We start from the raw sequence: 14760 nt of genomic DNA on the forward strand, positions 1-14760 counted from the left end.
CATGCGGGTGCTGATCACCGGGCCGAACGGATTCGTCGGCAAGAACCTGCGGCTGCGCCTGTCGGAACGCAAGGGCGACGAGGTCCTGCCGTTCGGCCGTCAGGACGATCCGGCCACGCTGGCGGCGCGGCTCGCGCAGGCCGACGTCGTCGTGCACCTTGCCGGCGCCAACCGCCCCACGGATCCGCGCGAGTTCGTCGCGGACAACGCGGAGCTGACCCAGCGCCTCGCCGAGGCGGTCGCAGACATCGCCCGGCGCACGGGGCGCCGCGTGCCTGTCCTCTATACCTCCTCCATCCAGGCTCGCAACGACTCGCCATACGGCCGCAGCAAACGGGCGGGCGAAGAGGCCATGCAGGCACTGGCAAGCGAAGGGCATCCGGTGCACGTCTTTCGACTGCCCAATGTCTTCGGCAAGTGGGCCCGGCCCAACTACAACTCCGTCGTGGCGACTTTCTGCCACCACGTCGCCCGTGACCTCCCCATCCAGGTGAACGACCCCACCACCCCACTGACGCTCGTGTACGTCGACGATGTGGTGGACACCTTCCTGCGGGTGATCGACGGCACGCCACCCGAGCGCGACGGCGACGGATTCGCCCGGGTGGAGCCGACTTACACGGCGACGCTGGGAGAGCTGGCGCACTCCATCCGGCAGTTCCGCGACAGCCGCGCAACGCTGACCATCGACCGCGTCGGCACGGGGTTGACACGGGCGCTGTACGCCACCTACGTGAGCTACCTGCCCCCGGAGGCGTTCGCCTATCCGGTGGCGCAGCATGCCGATCCGCGTGGCGTGTTCGTCGAGATGCTCAAGACTGCCGATTCGGGGCAGTTCTCCTATTTCACGGCACACCCCGGCGTCACGCGCGGCGGCCACTACCACCACACCAAGACCGAGAAGTTCCTGGTGATCAAGGGACAGGCGCGGTTCCGCTTTCGCCACATGGACACGGGCGAAGCCTTCGAGCTCACCACCAGGGGCGACGAGGCCCGGATCGTGGAGACCATCCCCGGCTGGACCCACGACATCACCAATATGGGAGCGGACGAACTCGTGGTCATGCTGTGGGCCAACGAAGTGTTCGACCGCGAACGCCCCGACACCTACGCGAACGCACTCTGAAGATGAACAAGCTCAAGGTCATGACCATCGTCGGCACCCGGCCGGAGATCATCCGTCTGTCGCGGGTGCTGGCCCGGCTGGACGAGCATTGCGAGCACGTGCTGGTGCACACCGGCCAGAACTACGACTACGAGCTGAACCAGGTCTTCTTCGACGACCTGGGGGTGCGCAAGCCCGACTATTTCCTGGACAGTGCCGAGGGCAGCAGCAGCCCGTCGCACACCATCGCCAACCTGATCGTGGCGGCGGACCGCGTCATGGCGCAGGTGCAGCCCGAGGCGATGCTCGTGCTGGGCGACACCAACAGCTGCCTGTCGGTCATTCCGGGCAAGCGCCGCAAGATTCCCATCTTCCACATGGAGGCAGGCAACCGCTGTTTTGACCAGCGGGTGCCCGAAGAGATCAACCGCCGCATCGTCGATCACACGGCGGACGTCAACCTCACCTACAGCACCATCGCGCGCGACTACCTGCTGCGCGAGGGGCTGCCGCCGGACCGCGTCATCAAGACCGGCAGCCCGATGTACGAGGTGCTGCACCACTACCTGCCGCAGATCCAGGCGTCCGACGTGCTGCAGCGCCTCGGCCTGGGCGAGCACGGCTACTTCGTGGTCAGCGCGCATCGCGAGGAGAACATCGAGCCGGACATCGCCTTCACCAAGCTCGTGGCCATGCTCAATGCGGTCGCCGAGCACCACGCGCTGCCGATCATCGTGTCGACGCACCCGCGCACGCAAAAGCGCGTGGACGCCTCCGGTGCACGCTTCCACCCGCTGGTGAAGCTGCTCAAGCCGCTCGGGTTTCACGACTACGTGAAGCTGCAAACAGGCGCCAAGGCCGTGCTCTCCGACAGCGGGACGATCACCGAGGAGTCCTCCATCCTCAATTTCCCGGCACTCAACATCCGTGAGGCGCACGAGCGGCCCGAAGGCATGGAAGAAGCTGCGGTGATGATGGTGGGCCTGGAGGTGGAGCGCGTCCTGCAGGGCCTCGCCATCCTGGAGCGACAGCCGCGCGGCGACCAGCGCCTGCTGCGACCTGTGGCCGATTACGGCATGCCGAACGTCTCGGACAAGGTGGTCCGGCTGATCCACAGCTACACCGACTATGTGAACCGGGTCGTGTGGAAGCAGGCTTGAGGAAGGTTTGATGCGGCTGGCACTCATCGCGGATTCCTATCCACCGCTGCGGTCTTCCGGCGCTGTTCAGCTGCGTGATCTTTCCGTTGAATTCGCCAGGCAGGGCCACGAGATCACGGTGCTCGTTTCTGCGCCGGAGCTCGCGAAACCGTGGGTGATCGAGACCTACGAAGGCGTGCAGGTCGTGCGGCTGAGGACGCCCCGCACGCGAGACACCAGCTACGTACGGCGTACGCTGGCGGAACTGGTCATGCCGCATGCAATGCTGCGCAACCTGCGCAAGAGCCCGCTGCGCGACCAGCGCTGGGACGGAATCGTCTGGTATTCGCCGTCCATCTTCTTCGGCCCGATGGTTCAGGCGCTGAAGTCGCAAAGCGCGTGCCGCAGCTATCTCATCATCCGCGACATCTTCCCGGAGTGGGCCGTCGATATGGGCTTGATGGGCCGTGGGCTGCCCTATCGCTTCTTCAAGGCGGTCGCGAACCACCAGTACGCGGTGGCGGATGTGATCGGCATTCAGACGCCCGGCAACGCGGTGTACTTTCGTGAGTGGGAGCAAGAGAGCGGTCGCGTCCTGGAAGTGCTTCCGAACTGGCTGGCGGATGCGCCCAACCGCGGCTGCAGCATCTCCATCGCAAGCACGCGGCTGGCAGGCCGCAAGATCTTCGTCTATGCCGGCAACATGGGCGTGGCGCAGGGCGCCGGCCTGCTGCTGGATCTCGCCGACCGGCTGCGGCGGCGTCCGGACATCGGGTTCGTGTTCGTCGGCCGCGGCAGCGATGCGGATGCGCTGCGCGCAGAAGCCGGACGACGCCGGCTGGACAACGTGCTCTTCTTCGAAGAGATCGACCCCTCCGAGATCCCAGGTCTCTACGCGCAATGCCAGGTCGGCCTCGTGTGTCTCGACCCCAAGCACAAGACCCACAACATCCCGGGCAAGTTTCTCTCGTACATGCAGGCCGGCCTGCCGGTGCTGGCCTCGATCAACCCCGGCAACGACCTGGTCCAGCTGATCGCCAGCCGACGCGTGGGCGCGGTGAGCACGGACGGTTCTGCCGACGCGCTGGAGGTGGAGGCGGAGAAGCTGCTTGTGGAGGTGGCGCGGGATACCGACTACCACGCACGATGCCGGGCATTGGCACAGACGATGTTTTCTCCGGAAGCCACGGTGGTTCGCATCGTTGCGGCGCTCTCGGAAGATCACGCAACCGCAACCGCAGCCGCAGCTGCTTGATGCTTCTTCGGCGCCCGCACGGATGCGGGGGGTTTCTCGGCCTATCCCGCCTTCCGGAATACACCAAGCATCGATGTACCCCAGGGGAATCGCACCTTATGCCCAAAAGGAGTCTCGGCTGCGAAAACAGCACTGAGAGCCTCGTTCACAGGCGCTGCCGGCGTGCGATGCGAACGCACGAACAACTTTCTCTTCTGCTCCTCCGACATCCTGGCGATGCCAGGTCGATGACGCGCCAGCAGATACAAGGGACTCAGTAGGAACATGAAGTAGCGTGCATCGCATAACTCGAAATCTGCTGCCTCGGCGAGTCGCAAGAAGTCGGCTCGGGTGTATCGACGCAGGTGCAACGCAAGTTCGTCGTTGTAGCTCCAGAACGCCGGAAATGCCGGGACTGTGACGAGCAGCAGCCCACCCGGACGCAACGCGCGTCGCGCCTGCTGGAGAGCACAGAGGTCATCAGGAAGGTGCTCGATAACGTCCAGCAGGAAAGCAACATCCCATCGGCCGTCCCAGCGCAGGTCCATGAGGTCCACCTGATAGCGTTGCACGGACGACGGCAGCACGGAAGCCGCAGCATGGAGCGCCACGGGGGAGGAATCTGCCAATGCCAAGGTGCTCGCCCAGCTACCACGATGCTGGCTCAGGTAGCGGATCCAACCGCCGCAACCGCCGCCGAGATCGATAACGTCCGGATCGCTCGCGACTGCACGAAAGCGGTCGAGGGCCCCTAGTAGAAACCGATGACGTCCCCGGTACCAGAAGTGGCGCTCCTGCATCGCCAGCAGCACGTCGAAGCTGCTCTCCTGGAACTCTTCGTCTCGGTGCTGCACCTGGAACGGCGGCCTGAAGATGCCGTCAGAACCGAGCACATAGGAGCCGCTCGCCTCGCTGCGGTTCATCGGAAGCGCACGCGGAAACGCTGCAACGGCAGATACGACGCGTACGAGCCGTCCTCAGCCTGCACGCGGGCAGCCGTGACCCGCACGAGGCCACTGCCGCAGATGACGACGGGACGGCCTTGCGACAGGAAGATGACCTTTCCGCAATCGCGCAGTTCACAGCGGACATCAGGAACTTCTTCTACTGCGTCCACGAACACGCATTGCTCGCCGTCGTTCGTCTGAGCGCCCGCATACGGTGCTCCCACGGCATCGACAAACCGGCGGATTGCCGATGCAGACTGCGACCAATCGATGCGATAGTCGTCTGCGTCACGCCAGATCGAATAGGTCGCATCGTTTTCCACCTGCCGCATCCGCGGAAGCGCTTGCCCCCGTTCCAGGAGGTCGCACACGCGACGCACAACCGCAAGGTAGTTCTGCATGTTGTGCTCGATGGCTTCCTGGATCGTCATCGGATAGTCGATCGTGGTCGTGCTCTGGCAGATAACATCGCCGCGGTCGTATTCAGAAACGCCGAACAGCGCCGTGACACCCAGTTCACGTTCGCCGTTGATAAGCGCATTGACCATGGGTGCGAACCCACGATAGCGCGGCAAAGGAGAGTCGTGCAGAACGATCAGGCGATTGTCCGGAACATCCAGTAGCCAGCGCCATGAGACCGCCAGTGCGTATTCGGATGACAGCGCGCCGCAGGCCTCGCGTGGCGACCAGGATATGCCGCGCGTCTCGCAGAGCGCTTGCAACTGTGCCGAGTAATCGTTTTCCAGCGCCGGATCGCGCCCGATGACGACCGAGTGGAGCAGGCGAGGAAAGTGCTGCGTGATGAAGTCCACAACTGCATAACCCTTCTGTGTCATCGCAAACACAGTGATCGTCATGGGCGCTACCAGCATTCCAGGTCACAGCTCAAAGAGGCAGTATAGCCGCCAAGGCTTGCCCATTCGCCCGGGGCCTGCGGGCTTCATGCCTGCTGCTGCGGTATCCTCCTTGGTTCCCATCCCTTGCACCCTGAGCCGCGGCCCGCGGTCGCAACCTTCATGTCGGTCCAGCTTTCGATTGTTGTCCCGGTCTTCCGCTCAGAACTATCTTTGCCGGAACTTTATCAGCGGCTGGTCCTGGCCCTCGAAGAGCCGGCCCGCTCCTTCGAGATCCTGTTCGTGGAGGACGGTGGCGGAGACGGCGCGTGGGATGTGATCACGAAGCTTGCGAACCTTGACAGCCGCGTGCGGGGTATCAGGTTGGGCCGGAACTACGGGCAGCACAATGCGCTGTTGTGCGGCATCCGCGCAGCCAAGGGGGAACTGATCGTCACGATCGACGACGACCTGCAGAACCCCCCGGAGGAAATCCCTCATTTGCTCGCGCATCTTGAGAAGGGCTATGACGTGGTCTACGGCAGGCCGGCGCGCGAGACCCATGGGCTACTTCGAGACATAGCGTCTCGCGTCACCAAGATTGCACTGCAGGAAAGCATGGGCGTGGAGTCTGCGAGCCAGGTGAGTTCCTTCCGCGTGTTCCGCGCACACCTGCGCCGGGCATTCGAGAGCTACCGCAGCCCGTCGGTGAACATCGATGTCTTGCTCACCTGGGGAACCACTCGTTTTTCATCAGTACGCGTGCGGCAGGATGCGCGTGCGTTGGGCGATTCCGGCTATGGCTTGAAGAAACTTGTCACGCATGCACTCAACATGGTGACCGGCTTTTCAATCCTGCCGCTTCAGGTCGCCAGTGTTCTCGGACTTGTTTTCGGCACCATCGGTGTGGGAATCATGCTGTACGTCCTGGGACGCTTCTTCATCTTCGGCAGTTCGGTGCCAGGCTTCACATTCCTTGCGTCGATCATCGCGATCTTCTCCGGCGTGCAGCTTTTCGCATTGGGAATTTTCGGCGAGTACCTTGCTCGGATGCACTTTCGCGCCATGGAGCGCCCACCGTATATCGAATCCGATAGTACCGCCGCGCCTGGATGATGCTACGTCGGCCACTTGCCATCCAGGTCGCCCGGTTCGCAGTCGTTGGCGTCCTATCCAATGTAGTGCTGTATGCGGGCTACCTGGCGTTGACGTGGCTGGGAATGCCGGTCACTCCGGCGGTAACGCTGCTATACGCACTAGGGGCACTGCAGACGTTCATCCTGAACAAGCGTTGGACATTTTCTTGCCGTGCCTCTAGGCGAAGTACCGTAGTTCGCTACTACGTCTCGTACGCATGCGGCTATGCCTTGAACCTTGTCACGCTGGAGATCGGCATGAATCGGCTCGGATTTCCCCATCAGCATGTGCAGGCCGTCGCCATAGTGGCAGTGGCCATTTTCCTGTTCCTGCTTCAGCGTTCTTGGGTTTTTCGCGGCGCAGAAGCGACATTGGTGCACCCGACACAATGACTCAAGTACCTTTCAACAAGCCGTACATGACCGGCAAGGAGCTCTGGTATATAGCCCAAGCTCACGCTTCCGGGCATCTCGCTGGAGATGGTGCATTCACCAGAAGATGCTCCGAGTGGCTCGAACGTCGCGTTGGATCCCAAAAGGCACTGCTCACCCACTCGTGTACCGCTGCTCTCGAAATGGCCGCGCTACTAGCTGACATTCAACCAGGTGACGAAGTGATCATGCCTTCCTTCACCTTCGTCTCTACAGCCAACGCTTTTGTTCTGCGCGGTGGCGTGCCCGTGTTCGTGGATATCCGGCCGGACACGTTGAACATAGATGAGGGGCTGATAGAACAAGCCATCACCCCGCGCACACGTGCAATCGTGCCCGTGCACTACGCCGGCGTCGGGTGCGAGATGGACGCGATCATGGACATCGCTCGCCGGCACAACGTGCTGGTCATTGAGGATGCCGCGCAGGGGCTGATGTCGTCATACAAAGGCAGGGCGTTGGGAAGCATTGGGGACCTGGCGACCGTGTCGTTCCACGAAACCAAGAACATCATTTCCGGAGAAGGCGGCGCCCTGCTGGTCAATAGGCGTCAGGATGAAGAGCGCGCGGAAATCATTCGGGAAAAGGGCACGAACCGCGCGCTCTTTTTTCGCGGCCAAGTGGACAAGTACACATGGGTGGACCTGGGCTCTTCCTACCTCCCCGGTGAACTAGTCGCCGCCTTTCTATGGGCGCAGATGGAAGAAGCCAACACCATTACGGAGCGCAGACTGGCACTCTGGGAACGCTATCACGTCGCGTTTGCAGACGCCGAGGCAAGAGGCAAGTTGCGTCGCCCCATCGTGCCCGATTCGTGCCGACACAATGCCCACATGTACTACCTGCTCCTGCCTGACCTGAGGCGCCGCACTGCGCTCATCGAGGCGCTGAAGGAGCGCGGCATTCAGGCGGTTTTCCACTACGTTCCGCTGCATAGCGCCCCCATGGGGAGCCGGGGCAGAGCGACAGGCGACCTTCGACGCACGGCAGATGCCTCGGACAGCCTCGTGCGCCTGCCCTTGTGGCTTGGGCTGGAAGAGCAGCAGGACAAGGTGGTGGAACAAGTGCTCCAACTGCTTTGAACCCGTCCTTCAACTACGCCGCGCGGGCAAGCCGCTACAGCGCAGGTATCGGCTCAGCAACATAGCCCGATGACTTCCCGAACGCCATCGCTTTCGGCGACATCTCATCGGCTTCGCTCATCGGGCCGCCTAGGTCAGGTGGTCCTGTGCGCAGCAGGCACGGTGGCGATCCTTGCCTGGCTGATGAACTACAGCCACTACGGTGTGGACGTGACGGATGAAGCCTTCTACCTTACGTGGCTGGCCGATCCATCTCTCTACAGCTACTCCCCTTATCTTTTCGGCTTCGTCTACAACCCGCTTCATGAGCTTTTCGGAGGTGAGGTAGCTCCACTCCGGCAAGCGAACATCCTGATCTCATATGTGCTTGGATGGTTCCTGGCAGAGGTCACCCTCCGCAAGCACAGTCGCGACCCATTGCCGTGGAAAGCTCGCCTGGCGTTGTCGGCTGCCATCGCGTGCGCCGCGCTGCTCGTCGTAGACACCTGGCTGCCTACACCGAGCTACAACAGCTTGGCCCAACAGGCGCTCTTCATCGCCGCCTCCGGCTTGGTACTCAGCGAACGCGCGCCGACACGGGCCAGCGTAGCCGGGTGGCTATTGGTTGCGGTGGGCGGCTGGCTCGCCTTCATGGCCAAGCCGAGCACTGCCGCAGCGCTGGCGGTGTGCGCGACCGCTTATGTTCTCCTGGCCGGGAAGTGGAATTCGCGTTTGCTGCTTGCGACGGCAACGCTTGCCGCATTGCTGGTACTCGTCAGCGCGCAGGTCATCGACGGCTCCGTTGCCCAGTTCACAAAGCGGCTGCAGCTCGGGATGGAATATCTGGGCTATCTGCAAGGCGGGCACTCGCTGCAGAACGTACTGCGGATCGATACGTTCCAATTGCGACACGGGGAACTGGCAATCCTCACCTTTGTCGCAGTCCTTGCCACGGTGGCAGGGTTGGCGGCGCAGCACCCCGGTTTCCGGCGATATGCAGCCTTCGGCATCAGCGCTGCGCTGGTGCTCCTCGTTGTGTTGCTGGCGGCGGGGGCATGGATGCCGAAGCTCGACTTCGGAAGCCACAAGGACATGATGATTTTCGGAGTGTCCGTAGCCGCGCTGGCACTCGCCGTCCTGCTAGGTGGCGGCATTCCCAAGACCGTGCGACGGCCGGACTGGTCGCTCGCCATTCTGTTCCTGGCGCTCCCCCATGTATATGCCTTCGGGACGAACAACAACTACTGGCAGGTCGCAGGTGCCTCTGGGCTATTTTGGGCGCTCTCCGGCCTGACCGTGCTTATGCGGGTCGTCGATCGTTGGACCTGGTCTGCATTGCTGCCGCTGGGCGCTGGCTCCCAGCTGATCACTGCGTTAATCATTCACGCCGCGCTTTCGAATCCGTATCGGCAGCCTCAGTCGCTGTACGAGAACGGGAGTCCCATCGAGTTCGGGCGCGCGGGAAGCACGCTGGTACTGTCCGAAGGCTTCGCGGACTATATTCGAGAAGCGATGAGCACAGCTCGCGCAGCCGGCTTCCAGCTCGGATCACCCATGATCGATCTCACCGGGCAGTCCCCGGGCGTTTTGTATGCCCTCGGGGCGAAGAGCATTGGTCAACCCTGGACGATTGGCGGATACCCGGGCAGTGAACGCTTTGCCGTTGCCGGGTTGCGCCACGTCCCTTGCGAGGAAATCGCTCGCGCATGGGTTCTCTTCGAACCAGACGGCCCACGCAAGCTCGACCCCGCACTCCTGACGCACTTTGGACTGGAGATGGCTCGCGACTACCGCATGGTGGCCAGCTGGCTTACTGCACCGGGTGCTGGCGGTTATGCGGAAAGGCGCCTGCAGGTACTGATGCAGCCGACAAGGTCCCAGGGTGATGCAGTATGTGCTGACAAGCGCTCCGGCGAGTGACCCGTGCAATGAGAACAGCCACAGTTGCTCCAACACCCAATAGCTACATCAGCTGTCTGCGCGGGAACCTGCCAGTGCTCTGATCACCAGCGGAACCGAACCAGCCGCCGGTACACGAGCGCGTACAGCAGTGCGCACGCAGCGAACGCGGCGATCAGGATGGGGGTGCTGTCGGACCAGAGGACGGCGGCAGCCGCCGGGACACTGGAGAAGCCCCAGACGATCGGCGAAACCGCCGAGTTCTTCATCACCGCCGGCGAGTTCGGCAGGAGCTTGCGAGTCACGCGGCACTTCAGCAGGCTGTGCATGTGCAGCCGGTCGGGGTGTCCCGGATTGGTGCGGCGGCGCGAGCGGCGCGCGACGCTGAAAAGGACCTCCAGGATCGGATACGCGCAGGCAAGCAGGCTGGCCCAGGGCGAAACCTCGGGATTGCGCACCGAGACGAGCACGGCCACCCATCCCAGCATGAATCCCAACAGGTAGGCGCCCCCGTCGCCCAGGAAGATCTTGCCAAAGGGGAAGTTGACCAGCAGGAAGCCGATGGTCGCGGCGCCGAGCAGCAGGCACACCTTGACCATGTCCGGGTCGCCTGCGCCATGCGCGACGGCGCCCAGTGCAAGCAGGGCGATGAGAATCACGCCAGCGGCCAGGCCATTGAAACCGTCGATGATGTTGATGGCATTGGCGACCCCGGCCGCGGCAAAAGCCGTGAACAACACGGAGAACGGCAACCACTGCAGCAGGTAGTCCAGGCCCCAGACATCGAGCCGCGTCAGGGTCACCCCGCTGAGCCACCATGCCGCCACGCCGCTGCACACCGTGGCAAGGAGCCGCTCGCGAACCGATACGCGCTTGGTAACGTCTTCCGCAAGCCCGCTTACGAACGCAAGGGTCGCCGCCAGCAGCATGGGCTGCACGATCGATGCGACCGAGCCGGGCAGGTTCATGAGAGCGATATACAGGGCCAGCACGATTCCGACGCCCCCGACCCGGGGCGTCGGGGTGGTGTGGAATTTCTGGACTCCAATGCTGGTGTCGAGCGTGAGGCGCCCATGCCAGGAGGTGGTGAATGCGATGCCGAGACAGACCACCAGGGAAGTCAGCGCTGCCCAGACGAGAGTCAGGCTCGATAGGTCAAGGTAGAGCGGCATCGCGGAGTGTGTAAACCAATCTTGAGAAACCCGTGGTGTCCTGCCGGAAGCGAGACTGCACGAACGGCGGGGCAACGGTTCCGTCGAACGCCGCGCGTCGAACACGCTACGCAGCGACGACCTGCTGAGCCCCGAGCTGGAAAATTATAGTTTTCTGCATGGACATTTCGCAACGCGAAAGCAACTGGATGTGCAGGAGCCGTCCAACGGCCGGCCGGGGGCGGATTATGACAGCGCCTGTCGCCCCCCACTAGGGAGCTTCGTCAGCGCGGCGCTTTCGAACTGGTCTCCTCGCCGGTCCTTTTCGGACAGTAGCGGCGGGCCGTTCTTGATGGGCCAGGCGATATTCAGGATCGCATCGTTCCACGCAATGCACCGCTCGTGCTCCGGCGCGTAGTAGTCGGTGGCCTTGTACAGCACATCGGCCGTTTCGCTGAGCACCAGGAAGCCATGGGCGCATCCGGGCGGCACCCACAGTTGCCGGTGGTTGTCCTCGCTGAGTTCCACGCCGAACCAGCGGCCGAAGCTCGGGGAGGAGCGCCGCAGATCGACCGCCACGTCGAACACTGTGCCGCGCACCACGCGCACCAGCTTGCCCTGCGGCTGCTGCAGCTGGTAGTGCAGCCCGCGCAGCACGCCGCGCGCGGAGCGCGAATGGTTGTCCTGCACGAAGGTGACGTCGTCCAGGCCCGTGGCCTCCCGGAACGTCCGGGCGTTGAAGCTTTCCAGGAAGAAACCGCGTGCGTCGGCGAAGACGCGCGGCTCGAGCAGGAGCACGCCCTCGATATCCGTGCGCTGCACGTTCATGCCGACCTCCCGGCCTCGAGCACCTGCATCAGGTACTGCCCGTAGCCGCTCTTGGCGAGCGGCGCCGCCAGCGCACCGAGCTGGGCATCGTCGATGAACCCGGCGCGCCAGGCGATCTCCTCGGGGCAGGCGATCTTCAGCCCCTGGCGGTGTTCCAGCGTGGCGATGAACTGGCCGGCTTCGAGCAGGCTCTCGTGGGTTCCTGTGTCCAGCCAGGCGAAGCCCCGCTGCATGATCTCCACGCGCAGCTGGCCACGGTCGAGGTAGGCCTGGTTCACGGCGGTGATCTCCAGCTCGCCGCGCGCACTGGGCCGCACGCCGCGCGCGATGTCTACCACCTGCCCGTCGTAGAAGTACAGGCCCGTGACCGCGAAGTTGCTTTGCGGCCGCACGGGCTTTTCTTCGATGCTCACGGCCTTGCCGCCCGCCTCGAACGCCACGACGCCATACCGCTGCGGGTCCTTCACGTGGTAGGCGAAGACCGTGGCGCCCTGGGTGTCGGCATCGGCTTTGCGCAGCAGCGTGGCGAGGTCGTGGCCATAGAAGATGTTGTCTCCGAGCACCAGCGCGCAGGGTGCGTCGCCGATGAACCGGGCGCCGATGAGGAACGCCTGCGCGAGACCGTCTGGACTGGGCTGCACCGCGTACTGGATGTTCAGGCCCCACTGCGAGCCGTCGCCGAGCAGCTGGGCGAAGCGCGGCGTGTCCTGCGGCGTGCTGATGATGAGAATCTCGCGGATGCCCGCGAGCATGAGCGTGCCGAGAGGGTAGTAGACCATCGGCTTGTCGTAGACCGGCAGCAGTTGTTTGCTGATGGCGAGGGTGGCCGGGTGCAACCGGGTGCCCGAGCCCCCGGCCAGGATGATGCCCTTGCGTCGCGTCATGCGGCAGGCGCTCCCAAGGACTCGCCCGGAATCATTTCCCGGACCACCCGTGCCACGCCCACCCGCCAGTCGGGCATGGCAAGGCCGAAGGTGGTGACCAGCCGCGTGCTGTCGAGGCGCGAGTTCGCGGGGCGCCGCGCCGCGGTGGCGAAGGCGCTGGTGGGTACCGCATCGACACACTCCGGCGCGACACGCAGGCGCATGCCCAGCGCATGCGCCTGGGCGAGCACGAAGCGCGCGTAGCCGTTCCAGCTGGTCTGGCCGGCCGCTGCGGCGTGGTAGAGGCCAGCCTTTCCGGCATCGGCGGCCAGCGCCCGGACGGCGTGGGCCGTGATGTCCGCCAGCAGGTCCGCCCCGGTGGGCGCGCCGACCTGGTCATCGACCACCGTAAGCCGCTCACGCTCCTGCGCGAGCTGCAGCACCTTGCGCACGAAATTCCCCCCGCGCGCCGCATAGACCCAGCTGGTGCGCAGGATCAGGTGCCGCGCGCACCCGGCCGCGACCGCACGCTCGCCGTCCAGCTTGGTCTGCCCGTAGACGTTGAGCGGCCCAGTGGCATCGGCCTCATGCCGCGGCCCGCTGCCGGAGCCGTCGAACACGTAGTCGCTGGAGTAGTGGACCATCATGGCCCCCACCGCCCGCGCCGATTCGGCAAGCACGCCGGGTGCAAGCGCATTGACCCGCCGTGCCGTGTCGGCATCGGACTCGGCCTGGTCCACCGCGGTGTAGGCGGCGGCGTTGACGACCACGTCGGGTGCGATCCGGCGCACGGTGTCGGCCAGGCGTTCGGGCTCGCGGAAATCGGTCGCGTAGCCGCTGCCGCCGGCGTCGCCCGATCCGAGCGCGACCAGCTCGCCCAAGGGCGCCAGGCTGCGCTGCAGCTCCCAGCCCAGTTGGCCGTTCTTGCCGAACAACAGGATCTTCATGCGGCTGCGGCCGCCGCCTCGGCAGGTGGCTGCTGGTAGTGGCGGGCGATCCACTCCCGGTAGGCGCCGGTCTGCACGCGGCGCACCCACTCCGGGTTGTCCAGGTACCACTGCACGGTCTTGCGCAAGCCGCTTTCGAAGGACTCGGCCGGCTTCCAGCCGAGTTCGCGCTCGATCTTGCGGGCATCGATGGCGTAGCGCCTGTCGTGGCCCGGGCGATCCTGCACGAAGGCGATCTGCTCCGCATACGACCGGCCATCGGAGCGCGGCCGCAGCGCGTCCAGCAGGGCGCAGATGGAGCGCACGACCTCGATGTTGGCCTTCTCGTTCCAGCCGCCCACGTTGTATGTCTCCCCGACGCGGCCGGCCTCCAGCACGCGACGGATGGCGCTGCAGTGGTCGGTGACGTAGAGCCAGTCGCGCACCTGCAAGCCGTCGCCGTACACCGGCAGCGGCTTGCCGGACAGCGCGTTGACGATCGTCAGCGGAATGAGCTTCTCGGGAAAGTGCAGGGGCCCGTAGTTGTTCGAGCAGTTGGTGGTGAGCACCGGCAGGCCGTAGGTGTGGTGCCAGGCGCGCACCAGATGGTCGCTGGCCGCCTTGCTCGCTGCGTAAGGGCTGTTGGGGTCGTAGGGGTGCGTCTCGGTAAACGCCGGCTCGCCCGGTTGCAGCGAGCCATACACCTCGTCGGTGGAGACGTGCACGAAGCGGAACGAGGCCTGCTGCGCCGCCGCGCCCTGGCCGAGCCAGCCGCGCACGGCTTCGAGCAGGCGGAACGTGCCGACCACGTTCGTGTCGATGAATTCCGAGGGACCGTGGATCGAGCGGTCCACGTGGGACTCGGCGGCGAAATTGACGATTGCGCGCGGCCGGTGCTGTGCCAGCAGCGAACTCACCAGAGCGGCGTCCGCGATATCGCCGTGCACGAAGACATGACGGCGTTCGTCCGCCTGAGCCAGGTTGTCCCGGTTGCCGGCGTAGGTGAGCTTGTCGAGGTTGACGACAGACTCATCGGTGCGCCGCAGCCAGTCGAGCACGAAGTTGGCGCCGATGAAACCTGCACCGCCGGTAACAAGGATGGATGACATGTGTGGGGGGCCACCCGGCCGAGCCGGAAGCGCCGAAAATTATGCCTTAGCGCCAAGAAGGACCTTTGTGCAGCGGCGGGCCGCTGCAGCGCAGGGA

14 protein-coding genes are annotated in these 14760 nt (G+C 64.3%); 7 read left to right on the top strand and 7 right to left on the bottom strand.

Translation table 11 applies throughout. The features are described from left to right. Position 1 precedes the first annotated feature (1 nt). The 3 genes from wbjC to WG922_RS00495 are packed head-to-tail and all read left to right on the top strand — an operon-like array spanning position 2 to position 3499. Positions 2 to 1126 carry a UDP-2-acetamido-2,6-beta-L-arabino-hexul-4-ose reductase gene (wbjC, locus tag WG922_RS00485; protein WP_340279844.1) on the top strand — a complete coding sequence of 375 codons (1125 nt, stop codon included), beginning with the start codon at positions 2 to 4 and terminating at the stop codon, positions 1124 to 1126. A 2-nt stretch (positions 1127 to 1128) separates the two neighbouring features. Then, positions 1129 to 2265 (top strand): non-hydrolyzing UDP-N-acetylglucosamine 2-epimerase, encoded by a 1137-nt coding sequence (wecB, locus tag WG922_RS00490; RefSeq protein WP_340279845.1) that lies wholly within the window; start codon positions 1129 to 1131, stop codon positions 2263 to 2265. A 10-nt stretch (positions 2266 to 2275) separates the two neighbouring features. Then, positions 2276 to 3499 carry a glycosyltransferase family 4 protein gene (locus WG922_RS00495; protein WP_340279846.1) on the top strand — a complete coding sequence of 408 codons (1224 nt, stop codon included), beginning with the start codon at positions 2276 to 2278 and terminating at the stop codon, positions 3497 to 3499. A gap of 41 nt (positions 3500 to 3540) precedes the next feature. Here WG922_RS00495 and WG922_RS00500 read toward each other — a convergent pair whose 3' ends face one another. Both WG922_RS00500 and WG922_RS00505 read right to left on the bottom strand, forming a co-directional pair. Next, entirely contained in the window at positions 3541 to 4401 is an 861-nt protein-coding gene (locus WG922_RS00500; protein ID WP_340279847.1) for a class I SAM-dependent methyltransferase, read from the bottom strand. Then, positions 4398 to 5282, bottom strand: coding sequence for a methionyl-tRNA formyltransferase (locus WG922_RS00505; RefSeq protein WP_340279848.1), 885 nt, complete (start codon positions 5280 to 5282; stop codon positions 4398 to 4400). The genes WG922_RS00500 and WG922_RS00505 overlap by 4 nt, the downstream gene beginning before the upstream one ends. Before the next feature lie 159 nt (positions 5283 to 5441). Here WG922_RS00505 and WG922_RS00510 point away from each other — a divergent pair, with 159 nt between their 5' ends. The 4 genes from WG922_RS00510 (at position 5442) to WG922_RS00525 (ending at position 9807) form a co-directional block, all read left to right on the top strand. Further along, complete coding sequence (locus WG922_RS00510; RefSeq protein ID WP_340279849.1) at positions 5442 to 6374, top strand: glycosyltransferase family 2 protein; 933 nt, start codon at positions 5442 to 5444, stop codon at positions 6372 to 6374. After that, positions 6374 to 6787 (top strand): GtrA family protein, encoded by a 414-nt coding sequence (locus tag WG922_RS00515; RefSeq protein ID WP_340280473.1) that lies wholly within the window; start codon positions 6374 to 6376, stop codon positions 6785 to 6787. The genes WG922_RS00510 and WG922_RS00515 overlap by 1 nt, the downstream gene beginning before the upstream one ends. Beyond that, positions 6766 to 7908 (top strand): dTDP-4-amino-4,6-dideoxygalactose transaminase, encoded by a 1143-nt coding sequence (gene rffA / locus WG922_RS00520; RefSeq protein ID WP_445322781.1) that lies wholly within the window; start codon positions 6766 to 6768, stop codon positions 7906 to 7908. Before WG922_RS00515 ends, rffA begins: the two co-directional genes overlap by 22 nt. Before the next feature lie 162 nt (positions 7909 to 8070). Next, the gene (locus tag WG922_RS00525; RefSeq protein ID WP_340279852.1) at positions 8071 to 9807 is read left to right on the top strand and encodes a hypothetical protein; all 1737 of its coding nucleotides are present in this window, start codon (positions 8071 to 8073) and stop codon (positions 9805 to 9807) included. 83 nt (positions 9808 to 9890) lie between these two features. Here WG922_RS00525 and WG922_RS00530 read toward each other — a convergent pair whose 3' ends face one another. From WG922_RS00530 to rfbB, 5 genes are all read right to left on the bottom strand, one after another. After that, a complete protein-coding gene (locus tag WG922_RS00530) occupies positions 9891 to 11063 on the bottom strand; it encodes an MraY family glycosyltransferase (RefSeq protein WP_340279853.1) in 1173 nt (390 codons plus the stop codon). Between the two features lie 120 nt (positions 11064 to 11183). Further along, entirely contained in the window at positions 11184 to 11765 is a 582-nt protein-coding gene (gene rfbC, locus WG922_RS00535) for a dTDP-4-dehydrorhamnose 3,5-epimerase (protein WP_340279854.1), read from the bottom strand. Then, positions 11762 to 12649 (bottom strand): glucose-1-phosphate thymidylyltransferase RfbA, encoded by an 888-nt coding sequence (gene rfbA, locus WG922_RS00540; protein ID WP_340279856.1) that lies wholly within the window; start codon positions 12647 to 12649, stop codon positions 11762 to 11764. The genes rfbC and rfbA overlap by 4 nt, the downstream gene beginning before the upstream one ends. Then, a complete protein-coding gene (gene rfbD, locus WG922_RS00545) occupies positions 12646 to 13575 on the bottom strand; it encodes a dTDP-4-dehydrorhamnose reductase (protein ID WP_340279857.1) in 930 nt (309 codons plus the stop codon). Before rfbD ends, rfbA begins: the two co-directional genes overlap by 4 nt. Next, positions 13572 to 14663, bottom strand: a complete 1092-nt coding sequence (gene rfbB / locus WG922_RS00550) for a dTDP-glucose 4,6-dehydratase (RefSeq protein WP_340279858.1) — start codon at positions 14661 to 14663, stop codon at positions 13572 to 13574. The genes rfbD and rfbB overlap by 4 nt, the downstream gene beginning before the upstream one ends. Positions 14664 to 14760 lie beyond the last annotated feature (97 nt).

It is taken from the genome of Ramlibacter sp. AN1015 (genome assembly GCF_037726105.1).
Taxonomy (GTDB): domain Bacteria; phylum Pseudomonadota; class Gammaproteobacteria; order Burkholderiales; family Burkholderiaceae_C; genus Ramlibacter.

What these genes read in the sequence shown, in the direction of transcription:
- WG922_RS00510 (WP_340279849.1), top strand. Translation starts at nt 5,442, where the DNA reads ATGTCGGTCCAGCTTTCGATTGTTGTCCCGGTCTTCCGCTCAGAACTA.
- WG922_RS00495 (WP_340279846.1), top strand. Translation starts at nt 2,276, where the DNA reads ATGCGGCTGGCACTCATCGCGGATTCCTATCCACCGCTGCGGTCTTCC.
- rfbA (WP_340279856.1), bottom strand. Translation starts at nt 12,649, where the DNA reads ATGACGCGACGCAAGGGCATCATCCTGGCCGGGGGCTCGGGCACCCGG.
- rfbB (WP_340279858.1), bottom strand. Translation starts at nt 14,663, where the DNA reads ATGTCATCCATCCTTGTTACCGGCGGTGCAGGTTTCATCGGCGCCAAC.
- wecB (WP_340279845.1), top strand. Translation starts at nt 1,129, where the DNA reads ATGAACAAGCTCAAGGTCATGACCATCGTCGGCACCCGGCCGGAGATC.
- rfbD (WP_340279857.1), bottom strand. Translation starts at nt 13,575, where the DNA reads ATGAAGATCCTGTTGTTCGGCAAGAACGGCCAACTGGGCTGGGAGCTG.
- WG922_RS00500 (WP_340279847.1), bottom strand. Translation starts at nt 4,401, where the DNA reads ATGAACCGCAGCGAGGCGAGCGGCTCCTATGTGCTCGGTTCTGACGGC.
- rfbC (WP_340279854.1), bottom strand. Translation starts at nt 11,765, where the DNA reads ATGAACGTGCAGCGCACGGATATCGAGGGCGTGCTCCTGCTCGAGCCG.
- wbjC (WP_340279844.1), top strand. Translation starts at nt 2, where the DNA reads ATGCGGGTGCTGATCACCGGGCCGAACGGATTCGTCGGCAAGAACCTG.
- WG922_RS00505 (WP_340279848.1), bottom strand. Translation starts at nt 5,282, where the DNA reads ATGACGATCACTGTGTTTGCGATGACACAGAAGGGTTATGCAGTTGTG.
- WG922_RS00515 (WP_340280473.1), top strand. Translation starts at nt 6,374, where the DNA reads ATGCTACGTCGGCCACTTGCCATCCAGGTCGCCCGGTTCGCAGTCGTT.